Raw genomic sequence first — 15,593 nt, forward strand, 5'->3', positions numbered from 1 at the left:
CGCAGATCGGCGCAGCGGGACGGCAGAGTGAGCAACGCGACGACGCCGCACCAGGACAGACCGAGGCCCTCAGCAGCAAGCTGCTGAGGGCCTCGGTCGTCGGGAAGCGCGCAGCGCGCTACTTGACGTCCTCGTCAACCCAGTCGAGGGTCTTCGAGACGGCCTTCTTCCAGTTCCGGTAGAGACGCTCGCGCTCTTCCTCCGGCATCTGCGGCGTCCAGCGCTTGTCCTCCTGCCAGTTGGCGGACACCTCGTCCAGGTCCTTCCAGAATCCGACTGCGAGCCCGGCGGCGTAGGCCGCACCGAGCGCGGTCGTCTCCGTGACGACGGGGCGCACCACGTCCGTGTTCAGAATGTCTGCCTGGAACTGCATGAGCGTGTCGTTCGCGACCATGCCGCCATCGACCTTCAGCTCCGCGAGGGGCACGCCGGAGTCCGCGTTGGATGCCTCGAGGACATCGCGGGTCTGGTATGCCGTGGATTCGAGGGCCGCACGAGCGATGTGGTTCTTGTTGACGAAGCGCGTGAGGCCGACGATGGCGCCGCGTGCATCCGGTCGCCAATACGGGGCGAAGAGCCCGGAGAAGGCCGGGACGATGTAGGTGCCTCCGTTGTCCTCGACCTTGCTGGCCAGCTCTTCGATCTCCGGAGCCGAGTTGATGAGGCCCAGGTTGTCGCGCAGCCACTGCACGAGCGACCCGGTCACGGCGATCGAGCCCTCGAGCGCGTAGACGGGAGCCGCGTCGCCGAGCTTGTAGCAGAGCGTCGTGAGGAGTCCGTTCTCGGACTTCACGATCTTCTCGCCGGTGTTGTAGATGAGGAACGATCCCGTGCCGTACGTGTTCTTCGCCTCGCCCGAGGAGAAGGCCGTCTGGCCGAAGGTGGCCGCCTGCTGGTCGCCGAGGATGCCGGAGATGGGAACCTCGCGCAGCAGTGACTGCGTGCTGGCGTGGCCGTACACCTCGGAGGAGGACTTGATCTCCGGGAGCATCGATGCCGGCACCCCGAACGCGTCGAGGATCGACTGATCCCAGGCGAGCGTCTCGAGGTCCATGAAGAGCGTGCGGGAGGCATTCGTGACGTCGGTGACATGGACGCCTCCGTCGACGCCGCCGGTGAGGTTCCAGAGCACCCAGCTGTCAGTCGTGCCGAAGATGAGGTCGCCGGCCTCGGCGCGCTCCCGCGCACCCTCGACGTTCTCCAGAATCCAGACGATCTTCGTTCCGGAGAAGTAGGTGGCGAGGGGGAGCCCGACGGTGTCCTTGAAGCGCTCGACGCCGCCCTCGGCCGCGAGTCGGTCGACGATGGGCTGCGTGCGCGTGTCCTGCCACACGATGGCGTTGTAGACGGGTTCCCCGGTGGTCTTGTCCCAGACGACGGCGGTCTCGCGCTGGTTCGTGATGCCGATCGTCGCGATGTCGTGCCTGGTGATGTTCGCCTTCGAGAGCGCCTGGCCGATGACCTCTCGCGTGTTGTTCCAGATCTCCTTGGGGTCGTGCTCGACCCAGCCGGCCTTGGGGAAGATCTGCTCGTGCTCGAGCTGCCCGGTCGACACGATCGACCCGGAGTGGTCGAAGACGATGGCTCGCGAGGAGGTGGTTCCCTGGTCGATGGCGATGACGTACTTGCTCACGGAGTGACTCCCTTGTCAGAGGTGCTGATGTGCCAGCGGTGAAAAACGCGATGCTGGACTGGCGCGAGCATCGCTGGTGGTGTCCTGCAGACAGTTTCGGGGCCGGAACTGTGAAGACTCCGGCCCTGAAAGCGTCGAGGTTGCCCTGTGGGTGCTAGGCGCCGAAGGCGGAAGCTGCGGCGGGCAGGATCGCCGTGCCGACGAGGCCGGCGAGGACACCGCCGATGATCGGTCCGACGATCGGAACCCAGGAGTAGCTCCAGTCGCTGCCGCCCTTGCCCTTGATGGGGAGGAAGGCGTGCGCGAGGCGCGGTCCGAGGTCACGCGCTGGGTTGATGGCGTAGCCGGTCGGCCCACCGAGGCTCGCGCCGATGGCCACCACGACGATCGCGACGGCGAGCGGCGCGAGGTTTCCGAGGCTGCCCATGTCGGGCGCGGTCGAGTCCGTGTTCGCCATCGAGAAGGCCGGGAAGTTCTGGAACGCGATGACGGCAAGCACCAGGACGAACGTCGCGATGATCTCGGTCACGGTGTTCCAGCCGAGGCTGCGCTTGGCCGGACCCGTCGCGAAGACCGCGAGCTTCGAACCCGCATCCGGTTCGTCGTCGAAGTGGAGCTTGTAGGCGAGCCAGACGACGACGGCACCGAGGATGGCGCCGATGAGCTGAGCGACGATGCGCAGCCCCACCTCGGCGACGTCCACAGAGCCGCCGGTGACGACGGTGTTGGCCGCGAGTCCCAGCGTCACTGCTGGGTTGAGGTGGCCGCCTGACGCCGCTGACGAGAGCACGCCGATGAAGACGGCGAAGCCCCAGCCGAAGTTGATGAGCAGCCAGCCGCCGCCGTTGCCCTTCGTGTCCTTGAGGACGACGTTGGCGACGACACCGCAACCGAGGAGGACGAGCACTGCGGTGCCCACCAGCTCGGCCAAGAAGATCGATCCTAGATCCACGGGATTGCCTTTCTGGGAAGTTCGATACGGGGCGAGCCCGTGCCGCGATTGAGCGGTTCCTCACCATAGGCACAGGAACAACTCCGACGCGCGTGTTACGGGCGAGTTTCCCGAATTGTGACCCGCCATCGGCACTAGGCTGAGCGTGGCTGCAATGCTGCTGCCGAAATCTCGTCGAGAGGATGATCGTGAAGAAGCTGATCAACGATCCGAAGGACGTTGTCAAGGAAGCGCTCGAGGGTATGGCGCTCGCCCATGCGGATATTCTCCGGGTCGCCCCCGAGCCCGCATTCCTCGTGCGAAACGATGCACCGGTGGAGGGCAAGGTCGGGATCGTCTCCGGCGGCGGCTCAGGGCACGAACCCATGCACGGCGGGCTGGTCGGCTACGGGATGCTCGACGCGGCAGTCCCAGGGCCGGTCTTCACCTCACCGACGCCTGACCCCATCCTCGAGGCCACGAAGGCTGTGGACGCCGGTCGGGGTGTGCTCCACATCGTCAAGAACTACACCGGCGACGTCCTCAACTTCGAGACGGCCTCCGACCTTGCGCTGGCTGAGGACATCGAGGTGCGAACGGTGCTCGTCGACGACGACGTCGCCGTGAAGGACTCGCTCTACACGGCCGGTCGGCGGGGAGTTGCCGGCACGGTGCTCGTGGAGAAGATCGCCGGAGCAGCGGCAGAGCGTGGAGACGACCTCGACGCCGTCGCCGAACTCGCGACCAGGGTCAACGCGAACACGAGGTCCATGGGCGTCGCCCTCTCGGCCTGCACCGTGCCGCACGCTGGCGAGCCGAGTTTCGATCTCGCCGAGGACGAGATCGAGATCGGGATCGGCATTCACGGAGAGCCGGGTCGCGCGCGAATCGCGATCGAGCCTGCTGATGCGATTGTCGACCGGCTGCTCACCCCGATTCTCGAGGATCTGCCATTTGCCTCCGGCGATAATGTGCTGCTGTTTGTCAATGGAATGGGCGGCACCCCCGAAATCGAGCTCTACATCGTGTTCCGTCGCGCCGCGCAGGTGCTGAAGGAACACGGAATTACAGTAACCAGGCACCTCGTCGGGAATTTCACGACATCGCTCGAGATGCAGGGCTGCTCGATCACCGTTCTCAGGCTCGACGACGAACTCACGGCATTGTGGGATGCACCGGTGCACACAGCGGCACTTCGGTGGGGAAGGTAGAACATGACACTCGACGGAAACTGGGCGAGGCGTTGGGTGGAGCTCTCTGCCACCTCGATGGCCGAGAACCGCACTGAGCTCATCCACCTGGATCGCAACATCGGCGATGGCGACCACGGGGAGAACATGGATCGCGGATTCCAGGCCGCGCTCGGGAAGCTCTCCTCACTGGAGGCTGATGCGACGCCGGCCGACGTGCTGAAGCTGCTCGCGACGACGTTGATCTCCACGGTCGGCGGAGCGGCGGGCCCGCTGTATGGGACGGCGTTCCTGAAGGGCGCCGTCGCGCTCAAGGGCAAGCCCGAGCTGGAGCCCGCGGACGTGGCGGCCTTCGTGGAGGCGGCCTCGGCAGGGCTGCAGCAGCGTGGCAAGGCGCAGCCGGGCGACAAGACCATGGTCGACGCCTGGGCTCCCGCGGCTTCCGCCGCGAGCAAGGCGGCCGCCGCTGGCGACGACGGCGCCGCTGTGCTCCGGGCCGCGGCGTTCGCGGCAGTGGAGGGCGCGGCTGCGACGGAGCCGCTCATCGCCAGGAAGGGCCGAGCGAGCTACCTGGGCGAGCGCAGCGCCGGGCACCGGGATCCGGGCGCGCAGTCGACCGCCTACCTCCTTGGTGCCGCTGTCGAGGCGGCTTCATGACGGTCGGCATCGTCGTCGTATCGCACTCTGCACGGATCGCGGAGGGTCTCGTCGAGCTCGCGGGTCAGATGGCGGAGGACGTGACGATCGTCCCTGCTGGCGGCACCGAGGACGGCCGAATCGGCACGAGCTTCGAGCTCATCGAGCGCGCCGTCGCGACGGCGCAGTCCGGCGAGGGAGTCGCCGTCTTCACCGACCTCGGCTCCGCCGTCCTCACTGCCGAGACCGTGCTCGAGATGCTCGACGATGACGCCGGGGACGTGCGCCTCGTGGACGCGCCGCTCGTCGAGGGCACGGTGGCTGCCGCTGTCGCGGCGGCCGGAGGGGCGTCGCTGGACGCTGTGTCACGGGCGGGGGAGTCGGCGTGGCACAGGGACGGTGGCGCGCAGGACGCGTCAGGAGCCGAGCAGTCGGCAGCGTCGGCACCGTCGGCAGCGGATGAGGCCGCGGCTCCCCGCGCGAGCACCAAGGTCGAGATCGTCAACGAGCAGGGGCTGCACGCACGGCCGGCGGCCCAGCTGGTCTCGGTGGCAGGGAAGTTCGATGCGCAGATCACGATCGGCGGGGCCGACGCGGAGAGCCTGCTCCGGATCATCTCCCTCGGGGCCTCGAAGGGGCAGGAGATCGAGGTCTCGGCAACGGGCGCGGAGGCCGAGCAGGCCGTCACCGAGATCGCGGCGCTCATCAGCTCCGGCTTCGGAGAAGCCTGATCTCCGTCAGAATTCAGGCTGAGGCGCCGCCGCGCCGGAGAGGTCTCCGCGCCGCGGTGTCTCAGCCTTCGGTAGAATCAACGCGAGGCGGCGGGACACCCCGCCGCACGCGGCCACCAGGGAGCTCACCGTCATGACCGTCTTCATCATCATCGGAGCGATCGGCCTGGGGCTTCTGGTCTTCTCGCTCTTCTTCGGGGAAGTCCTCGACGTCGATGCTGGCGGGCTGCTCTCCGTTCCCGGCCTGGCCGTCGCGCTCGTCGTCTTCGGCGCCTCGGGCGCCATCACCGACAGCATGGGCCTGCCGCAGTTCTGGGCCTACATCGTCGCGATCGTCATCGGCCTCATCGCCTACGTCGGTTCGTCGCTGCTCGTGCGCAACCTGTCGAGAAGCAGCGACGGCGTGCCCCGGGACGTCACGGGAGACACCGGCACGGCGATGTCCAAGATCACGATCTCAAGCGGAGAGGTCGCGCTCGATGGGTCCCACGAGATCGAGCGGCGCCTCGCGTTCGCCGACGGTGAGATCGAGCAGGGCGCGCGCATCCGCGTCGTGCAGCACCTCGGTTCGCGCGTCAAAGTCGAACGCGAATCCATCTGATCGGGAGACGCCCAGCTGGCCGACTCCCTGCGCCGTCGGGCGCCTCATGACCACAGCATGACCACCCACGACCTCCACGACAGGAAATCGACCATATGGACTTGATAACTGCCAACGTCACTGTGATCGGCGTCATCGCGATCATCATCGCGCTGCTCGCCCTCGGAGTGTTCATCGCGTCGCGCATCCGACGCGTCCCGCCGAACGAGGCGCTCATCATCGTCGGTCGCGGCGCCGGCCAGAAGGCGCAGAGCGACATGACGGGGCAGCGCGTCGTCATCGGCGGCCGCACCTTCGTGTGGCCCATCCTCCAGCAGGGCTTCGCCCTCTCGCTCGAGCAGCGTCAGATCGGCATCCAGGTCGAGGGCGTCGACAAGAACCGAATCAAGATCGCCATCAAGGCCTCCATCAACTTCAAGGTGTCCGGCACCGAGGAAGGCGTTCGCCGCGCGGCCCAGCGCTTCCTCGACCAGCAGGAGGCCCTCACGGACATCATCCGCGAGTCGCTCGAGGGCTCGCTGCGCTCCATCGTCGGAGACATGACGATCGAGCAGATCATCTCCGACCGCAAGAGCCTCTCCGACCGAGTCGTGTCGGAGACGAAAGCCGACCTCATCGAGCAGGGCCTGCAGGTCGACCTCCTCAACATCTCCGACATCTCGACCCCAGGCAGCGACTACCTGCAGAACCTCGGGCGTTCCGAGTCCGCTCGTGCGCGCCAGGTCGCTGAGGTCAGCGAGGCGGAGGCCGCTCGGGTCTCCGAGTTCGCCAAGATCGAGGCGTCCGAGCGCATCGCGGAACGCGAGAAGGAACTCCGACTGCGCCAGGCATCGATCAAGGCCGAGACCGACCGAGCGAACGCAGAGGCTGAAGCGGCCGGTCAGTTCGCTCGCGCCGAGCAGGACCGACTCGTCGCCCAGCAGGAGCGCGAGGCGCTCATCGAACAGGCCCTCGTGACCCAGGAGCGACTCGACATCGAGATCCGCAAGCCTGCCGAGGCCGACGCCTACGCGAAGGTCCAGCAGGCCAACGCCATCCGCGACACCGAGAACGCGGCGACCGACGCTGAGGTCTACAAGCGCACGCGCACGGCAGAGGCCAACAAGGTCGCCGCCGTCCAGGACGCCGAGGCAGCCGCCGCTGCCGTGCGGTACTCCGGTGAAGCCGACCGTGACCGCCAGATCGCGCTCGCAGCAGGTATCCGCGCCGAGGGTGACGCTCGCGCCGCTGCGATCCAGGCTGAGGGTCTCGCCGAGGCTGCAGCGACTGACGCCAAGGCGCAGGCGCTGCAGAAGTACGGCGAGGCTGCCATCGCGCAGGAGATCATCTCCCGCCTCCCGGAGATCGTCCGCGCCGCGGCCGACCCCATCAGCAACATCGAGAAGCTCACCGTCATCTCGACGGACGGCGCCAGCGCCGTCACGAAGACGGTCGGCTCCGTGCTTGGCGAGGGCACCGAGGTGCTCAAGACCCTCACGGGCATCGACCTGCAGCAGCTGGTCGGCTCGTTCTCGAAGCAGGGCGGCATGAACCCGACCGGCGCGACGAGCGACACGACTCCCGGGGTCTGATCGACCGCGAGACACGCAGCACCGTTCCCGAGACGGGGCGGCCCCGACGGGCCGCCCCGTCTCGTCGTCTGCGGCGGATACACTGACCGGCGTGAGCGCCGCCCCCCTCGAAGATTCCCCGTCGATCTCCCTCGCCGCGTTCCGGCCCAGCCAGCGCGAGGTGCTCAGCCGACTCGTCCCGACCCTCGGGGCTGTTGGTCTCGTCATGTTCTTCGGCTATGCGCTGCTGACCGAGGTCGGTCGAGTGCAGCTCGATCAGCGCGGCTTCCTGCCGCTGCTCCTCGGCTGGCTGGCGATGCTCCTGCTGTGCAGCCTGGGGGCAGTCGCGGCGCTCGCCGCTGAGCGGGGAGTGTCGACCGGGCTGCGTTCGTACACGCGCCGGAGGGTGCTGCCGCTCGCGATCGGCCATTCGATCCTCGCCGCAGCCGGTGCGACGTTCTGCAGCTTCTGGATTTCCGGTGGCGCCTACGACCTGCTCACGGTCATGACGTGCACCTTCGTGCTCACTCTCCTGTTCACGGCGTCCGTGCTGGTGCCCGCATACCTGACCGGCTTCGCGAAGGCGGAGGCCGACCGCTCCTAGAGCAGCACCTGCGGGGAGATCTCGACCGTCTGCTCGGGGGGAAGCCCGAACTGCGCGGCAGGCGAAGAGGCTCCGCGGGACATGAGTACGAAGAGCTTGGCGCGCCACGTGGCCATGCCGCTCGCGTGCCCCGGCCTGAGGGCGATCCGCGACAGGAAGAAGATCGCGCTCTCGTTGTCGAACTGCGAGACGGTGCCCGCGAGGCGGGCGTCCCGGAGGGAGAGGGGGACATCGCGCCGGTCGAGGAACCCGTACGTCAGCGTGATGTGCACGAGGCCCTCCGGGGCCGGCCCGATGTCGTCGATGGTGCAGCGCCGGCGCTCCGGGATGTGGGGCACGTCCGCGGTCGCGACTCGCACGAGCAGCACGTGCTCGTGGAGGGCGTGGTTGACGCGGGTATTGAGCCGAAGCGCCAGGGGAGCCGTGCGCGCCCCGCCGTGCGGATAGACGGCCCATCCCGGCACGCGGGTCGGCTGGTCCAGGAGCAGGCGGCGCATGAGCTCCTGCAGGGTCCCCTCGAGGCGCTCCCGTCGTCCGGTGACGATCTCGCGACCGCGTTTCCAGGTGAGCATGGTCAGGATGAGGGCGCCGGCAAGGACGAGCGGCAACCAGCCGCCTGCGAAGAACTTTACGAGCCCCGACACGAAGAAGGCGAGCTCGAGGACGACGATGGGGACCGTCACGAGGAGCACTCGGTACCAGGGCCACTCCCACACGAGGCGCAGGTACACGATGAACAGCGAGGAGGTGAGCAGGAACGTCGTGGTGACCGCCAGGCCGTAGGCGGCCGCCAGGTTCTCCGAGTTCCGGAACCCGAGGACGACGCCGATGATCAGCACGAGCAGGAGCAGTGAGACGACCGGGATGTAGATCTGGCCGATGGACGCTCGGGACGTGTGCTTGACCGTGAGATTCGGGAGGAAGCCGAGCCGCATGGCCTGCCTCGCGACCGAGAAGGTGCCGGAGATGACGGACTGCGACGCGATGACCGTCGCGAGCGTCGCGAGGCCGATGAGCGGGAACACGGCCCAGGTGGGCGCCATCCGGAAGAACGGGTTGTCGATGGCCGACGGATCCTCGATCACGAGGGCGCCCTGCCCGAGATAGCAGATCGTCAGGGCCGGGAAGACGACGAAGAGCCAGGCCTTCGAGATGGGGGAGCGGCCGAAGTGGCCGAGGTCCGCGTACAGCGCCTCCGCTCCGGTGACGGCCAGCACGACAGCGCCGAGGGCGACGCCGGCGATGAGCGGTTCGCCGATGATGAAGGCGATGGCGTGGTGCGGGGAGAACGCCGCCAGGATCTCGGGATGCGCCAGGATGTGGGGGATGCCGAGGCACGCGAGGGTGATGAACCAGATCAGCATGATCGGCCCGAAGAGGCGACCGATGCCGCCCGTGCCGAACCGCTGCAGCGCGAAGAGCCCGACGAGCACGACGAGCGCGATGGGAACGACGAGCGCCTCGGTGCCGGGAAGCGCGATCTCGAGTCCTTCGACTGCGGAGAGGACAGAGACGGCCGGGGTGATGACGCTGTCCCCGAAGAACAGGGCGGCGCCGATGATGCCGACGAGGGTCGTCGCGGCCATGGCTCGCCTGGACCCACGGAGCCGGCGCCCGATCAGGGTCGAGAGGGCGAGGATGCCGCCCTCGCCCTCGTGATCGGCCCGGAGCACGAAGAGCACGTACTTGACGGTCACGAGCAGCGTCACGGCCCAGATGATGAGCGAGATGAGTCCGTACACGTGCGCGATGCTGGGCTGCACGACGCCGTCGTGCTCCGAGAACACCGCCCGCAGTGCGTACAAGGGGCTCGTGCCGATGTCGCCGAAGACGATGCCGATGGCGGCGACGCCGACCGCCGAGCGGGCGAGGAGGGTGCCGCTTGTGCGGGGGTGAGAGGCGGCGGCGGCCTCGGGTCGCGCAGTGCGCAGATCGTGCATGCGACCAATGTAGACCCGGGAGTCGAGCTTCCTGAGCCACCACTAGAATTCGTGGGTTCGGCATCGACCAGTATCGAGGGGGTTCCGGTGACCAGCAGGGCTATCCAGACCGAAGCGCAGCATCCACGTGGCGATGAGACGGGCGACGGCGGCCTCCGGCGTGGGCTCAAGTCCCGCCACCTGCAGCTGCTCGCCATCGGCGGGGCGATCGGAACGGGGCTCTTCCTCGGCTCGGGGACGACGATCAGTCTCGCGGGCCCCTCGATCATCTTCGTGTACGCGATCGTCGGGTTCGCGCTCTTCTTCGTGATGCGCGCGCTGGGGGAGCTGCTGCTCTCCAACCTCGGCTACAAGACCTTCGGGGATGTCGCGGCTGACCTCATCGGGCCCTGGGCCGGGTACGTGGTCGCCTGGACGTACTGGCTGGCGTGGGTCATCACGGTCATCGCGGACATCGTGGCGATCACCGGGTACGTGGCGTTCTTCAACGACGGCATCCCCGCCTGGGTGCCGGCGATCGCGACGGCCATCGGCCTGCTCCTCCTCAACCTGCAGCCCGTGAAGGCGTTCGGCGAGACGGAGTTCTGGTTCGCGATCATCAAAGTCGTCGCGATCCTCGCCCTGATCGCCGTCGGCATCGTCCTGCTCGTGACCGGGTTCACGAGCGCGGACGGCGTGACGGCGTCCGTCTCCCACCTCTGGGATCAGGGCGGCATGTTCCCGTTCGGGATCAGCGGCTTCATCCTGGGGTTCCAGATGGGGGTCTTCGCCTTCGTCGGCATCGAGCTCGTCGGAACGGCATCAGCCGAGGCTGAGGACCCGGAGAAGAACCTGCCGAAGGCCATCAACTCGGTGGTCGTTCGCATCCTCGTCTTCTACGTCGGCGCCCTGGTCATCATCATGTCGGTCACTCCGTGGAACCTGATCGAGCCCGGGGTGAGTCCCTTCACCTCCATGTTCGAGCTCATCGGCTTCCCGGCCGCGGCGATCGTCGTGAACCTGGTGGTGCTCACGTCTGCCGCCTCGAGCGCCAACTCCGGCTTCTACTCGTCCACGCGGATGCTCTACGGCCTCGCGAAGGACGGCCAGGCCACGAGGCGCTTCGGGCTCCTGAACGCACGCGGCGTGCCGACGCAGGGCGTCTTCTTCACGACGGCGTTCCTGTTCGCGGCCCTCCCGGTGCTGGCTCTCGGCGACAACGTCATGGCGGCGTTCACCGTGGTGACCTCGGTGAGCTCGCTGAACTTCATCGCGACCTGGACGTTCATCCTGGTCAGCTACCTCATGTTCCGGAAGAAGCGTCCCGAGCTCCATGAGGCCTCGAAGTTCAAGATGCCGGGTGGACGCTTCATGCCGTGGGTCGTGCTGGCCTTCTTCGTCTTCATCCTGGTCGCGCTGTTCCTGGGGGAGGACACACGTGCGGGCCTCATCGTCCTGCCCTTCTGGTTCCTCGGCCTCGGGCTGATGTGGCGGTTCGTGATCAGCAAGCGGGTCGAGCGCGCCAGAGCGGAGGAGCGCTCACCGTCTCAGTCGGAGAAGGCCTGACCGCGCGCGCCGACGATGGACCTCAGCATCGAGCGGAGGATCCCGAAGAACCCGAGGAGGCCGATCACTGCGCCGAGGAGGTTGAAGAGCTCCAGGCCAGGAGCCAGGGTCGGGCCGCCTCCGGCGACCACGAGCACGATCGCGAGGATCACCGCAGTCAGCGCGACCGCGGTGTCGATTCCCCGGCTCACCAGCCCGCCGAGCCAGCTGCGGTCCTGGCGGTCGGAGAACGGGCTCACTCGCACGCTCAACTCGCCGTCCTCGAGCTTCGAGACGATCGTGTCGATGCGGTTCGGCATGCGCGCCGCGTACGCGGCAGCGACCGCGGACTTCGCCTGAGCGGTGCCGATGACCCGATTGAGGGCGAGCAGCTGCTTCAGCAGCTCCGGCACGAACGGCAGCGCCCGCTGCACGAAGTCGAAGTCGGGCTCGATCACTCGAAGGCACCCCTCGAGCGTCGCGAAGCTGCGGAAGGCGGATGCCAGGGTGGAGGGGAGCGCCAGGTGGTGCTTCCGGATGACGTCGAGCATCATCGTGAAGATCGACCCCTCTCCGCGCGGCCAGTGCTGGACCGAGGTGAGCGCTATCCCGATGTCGTGACGGAACGCGTCGACGTCGAGGTCCTCCGGCGCGTCCACGATGAGCAGGAGGGCGTCGGCCGCGGAGACGTCGTCGTCGCTCGCCGCTGAGAGGAGGAACGCCGCAAGATGTTCGCGCTGGCTTCGCTGGACGATCCCGATCGCCCCGAAGTCGATCAGGCCGAGCGAGCCGTCGTCCCGGATGAATACGTTCCCAGGATGCAGATCCGCGTGGAACACGCCGTAGACGAGGATCTGTTCGATCACCGTCTCCATGAGCGTCTGCGCGAGGTCGTGTCGTGCTTCCGGGCCGAGCGCTCCGAGGCGCTCGTCCGCCGAGCTCAGCGGGCTGCCGTCCATGACATCCATCGTCAGCACCCTGCGGGTGCTCGCCGCGGAGTAGACGGACGGGATGGCGATCTTCTGGAGCCTCGGCGACCCCGCGTGGATGTCGCGCATCGTGCTCTCGATCATGTGCACGTTGCGGGCCTCGACCCGGTAGTCCAGCTCCTCCGCGAGCGTGGTCGTGAAGCCGGCGGCCATCGCGGAGAGGCGCATCTCCCTGCCGAGTGCCGTGTGGGTCTCCGCCCGGTCCGCGAGGCGCCCGATGATGTCGACGTCCGCCTCGACCTGCGCCCGCGCGTCAGGTCGCTGGACCTTGACGACCACGGGTGTGCCGTCGACCAGCCGGGCGCGGTGCACCTGGGCGACGGAGGCCGCGGCCAGGGGAGTGGAGTCGATCTCCCCGAACACGGTGTCCAGCGGCACCCCGAGTTCGCTCTTGAGCACCGCTTCGATCTCGGGCCATGGCACGGTCGTGGCGTTCGACTGCAGCCGTGCGAGGGCGGACAGGTAGGGCTCGGGCACGAGGTCTCGCCTCGTCGAGAGCACCTGGCCGAGCTTGACGAAGGTGACGCCGGCGTTGTTGATCGTCGTGACCAGCGCGTCCGCTCGCTGCTGGGCGGTCGTGCGCCCCTCGTTGGCGGGGCTCCGGCGTCCGTGCAGGAGCCACCCTGCGCCGTCGCGCGAGGCGATCGTGAGGATCTGCAGGTACCGCCTCGTGCGGCTCCGGCGGCGAATCGCGGAGCGCACGAGCTCGATCGGGTTGGGGAAGGCCCTCGTCGGGATCGTCGCCTCGAGGGCCACGAGGATCAGCACGCCAAGCGCGAAGATCCACGAGACGGCGAGGAGGACGACGACGACCACGACCGTGAAGTTGGTCTCCCCGTCTTCGAGCTGGTCGACGCCCGTCTCGCGGATGATCCAGTTGCCGAACGGGATCGAGGCGACCACGACGAGCGCGCCGACGATGATCGAGCGGATGTAGCCGATCGGCACACCGAGCACCCGGCGGGCGACGAGCCCAACGAGGATGGCGGCGAGGATGGCGACGGCGATCAGCAGGGCGTTGGCGAACACGGCGCTCCTCGTGGTGTGGGGTCCCGCCCAGGCTAGCGGCAAGGCCGATCGCCGGGCCATGCCCGGGTCCGACCCGAGCTTCTCCTGCCGCTCGGCCGCAACGCCGTAGTGCCCAGGCAGGGACTCCCGTCAGCGCAGGTAGGGGAGGTGGGGCGCGGCGTCCTCCGCGAACTGACGCAGGATGCGCCGCTGCGTTTCGGCCGGGTAGTCGAAGGGGAGTGCGATGACCAGCTCGTCGGCCGCGTGGATGCCGGCATCGTCGATGAGCGCCTCGGCGATCTGCTCGCCAGATCCGTGCGCGACCCGCCCGAATTGGAAGGGCAGCGGCCCCTCGCCGACACTCGCTGCGCGCTCGGCGTCGCGCTCGAGCAGCCACTCCAGCTCAGCACGTTCGGTTGCCGAGTCGAAGGGCGCGATGGCGCGACTCACGGATGCGAAGGAGGGGGAGGCGGGGGATGAGCGCACCTTGGCGTGTTCGTCGCGGTACGTGCGAATCGACTGGGCCTGGGCGTCCTCGAAGCCGAGCTCGCCGATTTCCGTGTTGAGCGTCGACAGCTGGAGCCGGAGGCCGCGGGCGCCGGCCTTCTGCGCGCTGGTGCCGCCACCGGCGCCGTAGGCCACGCGGCCTCGCAGGCCCGGGCTGTGCGGCTGCACGGTGAGCTCGGCACCCGCCTTGGCAAACGAGAGATCCGACTCGGCCGTCGCGACCGTGCGCCCCTCGAGCGCGGCGAGGAAGCTCGAGAGTCGAGCGTCGACGAGCGCCCTGATGTCATCGCCCTCGATCTCACCGAATGCCTGCGAGAACGTCGACTCCGTGGCCGCGTACCCGGAACTGAGCCCGAGCTCGAGCCGGCCCTCCGAGAGCAGGTCGAGCGTCGCCGCGTCCTCGGCGAGCCTCACGGGCTGCTCGAATCGCAGGGGAGTGACGCTCGTTCCGATCCTGATGCGCTTCGCACGCTGCGAGACCGCCGCGAGGAACGTGAACGGCGAGGAGAGGTACGTCTCGAGGTGACGGTGGCGCACGTAGCCGGTGTCGTAGCCGAGGTCTTCCGCGTACTCGAAGAGCTCGAGGCCCTCCTGGAGTCCGAGCGAGGCGTTCGAGGACACTCGTGTGTGCTCGACGAAGGCCAGGAAGGAGAGGCGCTTGCGGGTGGTGGCTACGGGGTGGGTGTCTGGCTCGCTCATGATGTCCTCAGCATCCCGCTGGCCGGGGAGCTCGAATGGCGCCTGGGTCACGCGGCGTAAAGACCGGTAAGGCGGCGAAAGGCCTCGTCTCGCGGGCGCAGGGCACCAGCAGGAGCCCGGTGTCTGATCGTAATGTCATAATGTGCATTATCGGATGTCGTGAAACTCGGCCTGGCCTGCGCGGGTTCTGCCTCGGTCATCAAGTAGGCTGTGAGTGCACGGTGAGTACTTCGCCGTGGCAGACTTCGTGGCCTGAGCCACATCGAGATCCTGGGAGCCGACACTCGTGAGCGTTCTGATTGCCATCGGTTGCATCATCATCTTCGGCGCCGGACTCTGGTGCTACGGCCTGGCGTTCCAGGTCGACGGCGACACGCTTCGCCTTCTCGTGTTCCTCGCCGGCATCCTGCTGAACTCGCTGGCGCTCTTCATTCCGTGGCAGCTCGTGGGACAAAGCCGCAAGTAGCGACCGAAGCCTCCCGCGCGGTGTTCACCCCCAGCATCGACATCAGCGTCCGGATCAAGGCTCCAGCTGAGCTCATCTGGCAGGCGCTGGTCGATGAAGACCTGCGCGAGCTCTGGTGGGCCGATTCTGAGTTCAAGATCAAGCGCGGTGCGAAGATCACGGCTCGATCGCTCCGGCCAGGCAAGAAGAAACCCCGTATCACCACGGGAAACATTACCAAGATCGACGCGCCAGAGGAACTCCACTTCACGTGGAAGACGAAATCCGGCGAGTTCGAGACCGATGTTGTGCTCGTCGTCGTCCAGCAGAACGACAAGAAGAGCAAGGTGCGAGTCCTCGAGCAGGGGTTCCCCCGCGGTGACTACGCCGAGATCCACGTGGCCAAGTACCGCGATGGCTGGCGTGAGCACCTCCTCCAGCTCCAGGAGCTGTTCGAGGATGGACCCGGCCGGAAGCTCGCGACGAACTCGCTCAAGAACGCCTGACGTCGCCGTTGATCGCCGAACATCGGCGGTGCTCACGACGACGCTGGTCAAAACGACGATGCCCGGACCACCTGGTCCGGGCATCGTCGTTCGCGACAG

Annotated in this window: 14 protein-coding genes; 9 read left to right on the forward strand and 5 right to left on the reverse strand. The window is 67.6% G+C overall.

The annotated features are described in order from the left end of the window. Positions 1-118 precede the first annotated feature (118 nt). The gene (gene glpK, locus ITJ61_RS01780; RefSeq protein WP_194685301.1) at positions 119-1,633 is read right to left on the reverse strand and encodes a glycerol kinase GlpK; all 1,515 of its coding nucleotides are present in this window, start codon (positions 1,631-1,633) and stop codon (positions 119-121) included. A 154-nt stretch (positions 1,634-1,787) separates the two neighbouring features. Next, the gene (locus tag ITJ61_RS01785) at positions 1,788-2,585 is read right to left on the reverse strand and encodes an MIP/aquaporin family protein (RefSeq protein ID WP_104241166.1); all 798 of its coding nucleotides are present in this window, start codon (positions 2,583-2,585) and stop codon (positions 1,788-1,790) included. A 188-nt stretch (positions 2,586-2,773) separates the two neighbouring features. Here ITJ61_RS01785 and dhaK point away from each other — a divergent pair, with 188 nt between their 5' ends. The 6 genes from dhaK (at position 2,774) to ITJ61_RS01815 (ending at position 7,876) form a co-directional block, all read left to right on the forward strand. Next, positions 2,774-3,775, forward strand: a complete 1,002-nt coding sequence (gene dhaK, locus ITJ61_RS01790) for a dihydroxyacetone kinase subunit DhaK (protein ID WP_104307257.1) — start codon at positions 2,774-2,776, stop codon at positions 3,773-3,775. 3 nt (positions 3,776-3,778) lie between these two features. Next, positions 3,779-4,411: a dihydroxyacetone kinase subunit DhaL gene (gene dhaL, locus ITJ61_RS01795; protein WP_104241167.1), complete on the forward strand. Its 633-nt coding sequence runs from the start codon at positions 3,779-3,781 to the stop codon at positions 4,409-4,411. Continuing rightward, the gene (gene dhaM, locus ITJ61_RS01800) at positions 4,408-5,121 is read left to right on the forward strand and encodes a dihydroxyacetone kinase phosphoryl donor subunit DhaM (RefSeq protein WP_194685302.1); all 714 of its coding nucleotides are present in this window, start codon (positions 4,408-4,410) and stop codon (positions 5,119-5,121) included. The genes dhaL and dhaM overlap by 4 nt, the downstream gene beginning before the upstream one ends. A 133-nt stretch (positions 5,122-5,254) precedes the next feature. Then, a complete protein-coding gene (locus ITJ61_RS01805) occupies positions 5,255-5,722 on the forward strand; it encodes an NfeD family protein (protein ID WP_104241169.1) in 468 nt (155 codons plus the stop codon). 95 nt (positions 5,723-5,817) lie between these two features. After that, positions 5,818-7,293 (forward strand): flotillin family protein, encoded by a 1,476-nt coding sequence (locus ITJ61_RS01810; protein WP_104241170.1) that lies wholly within the window; start codon positions 5,818-5,820, stop codon positions 7,291-7,293. 91 nt (positions 7,294-7,384) lie between these two features. Further along, a complete protein-coding gene (locus ITJ61_RS01815; RefSeq protein WP_194685303.1) occupies positions 7,385-7,876 on the forward strand; it encodes a hypothetical protein in 492 nt (163 codons plus the stop codon). On the opposite strand, the gene ITJ61_RS01820 is transcribed toward ITJ61_RS01815, so the two are convergent. Further along, a complete protein-coding gene (locus tag ITJ61_RS01820) occupies positions 7,873-9,816 on the reverse strand; it encodes a potassium transporter Kup (RefSeq protein ID WP_104241172.1) in 1,944 nt (647 codons plus the stop codon). The two genes, ITJ61_RS01815 and ITJ61_RS01820, sit on opposite strands and share 4 nt — an antisense overlap. A gap of 87 nt (positions 9,817-9,903) precedes the next feature. Here ITJ61_RS01820 and ITJ61_RS01825 point away from each other — a divergent pair, with 87 nt between their 5' ends. Beyond that, positions 9,904-11,361, forward strand: coding sequence for an amino acid permease (locus ITJ61_RS01825; protein ID WP_258063116.1), 1,458 nt, complete (start codon positions 9,904-9,906; stop codon positions 11,359-11,361). Here ITJ61_RS01825 and ITJ61_RS01830 read toward each other — a convergent pair. Together ITJ61_RS01830 and ITJ61_RS01835 are read right to left on the reverse strand one after the other, a co-directional pair. Next, positions 11,343-13,358, reverse strand: a complete 2,016-nt coding sequence (locus tag ITJ61_RS01830) for an ABC1 kinase family protein (protein WP_194685304.1) — start codon at positions 13,356-13,358, stop codon at positions 11,343-11,345. The genes ITJ61_RS01825 and ITJ61_RS01830 overlap by 19 nt on opposite strands. 129 nt (positions 13,359-13,487) lie before the next feature. Continuing rightward, positions 13,488-14,594 (reverse strand): LLM class flavin-dependent oxidoreductase, encoded by a 1,107-nt coding sequence (locus ITJ61_RS01835; protein WP_194685305.1) that lies wholly within the window; start codon positions 14,592-14,594, stop codon positions 13,488-13,490. A 235-nt stretch (positions 14,595-14,829) separates the two neighbouring features. Here ITJ61_RS01835 and ITJ61_RS01840 point away from each other — a divergent pair, with 235 nt between their 5' ends. Together ITJ61_RS01840 and ITJ61_RS01845 are read left to right on the forward strand one after the other, a co-directional pair. Further along, positions 14,830-15,009 carry a hypothetical protein gene (locus ITJ61_RS01840; RefSeq protein ID WP_160071711.1) on the forward strand — a complete coding sequence of 60 codons (180 nt, stop codon included), beginning with the start codon at positions 14,830-14,832 and terminating at the stop codon, positions 15,007-15,009. A 20-nt stretch (positions 15,010-15,029) separates the two neighbouring features. After that, complete coding sequence (locus tag ITJ61_RS01845; protein ID WP_181057882.1) at positions 15,030-15,494, forward strand: SRPBCC family protein; 465 nt, start codon at positions 15,030-15,032, stop codon at positions 15,492-15,494. The last annotated feature ends 99 nt before the right edge of the window (positions 15,495-15,593 follow it).

It is taken from the genome of Pseudoclavibacter sp. VKM Ac-2888 (genome assembly GCF_015351285.1).
Taxonomy (GTDB): domain Bacteria; phylum Actinomycetota; class Actinomycetes; order Actinomycetales; family Microbacteriaceae; genus Pseudoclavibacter.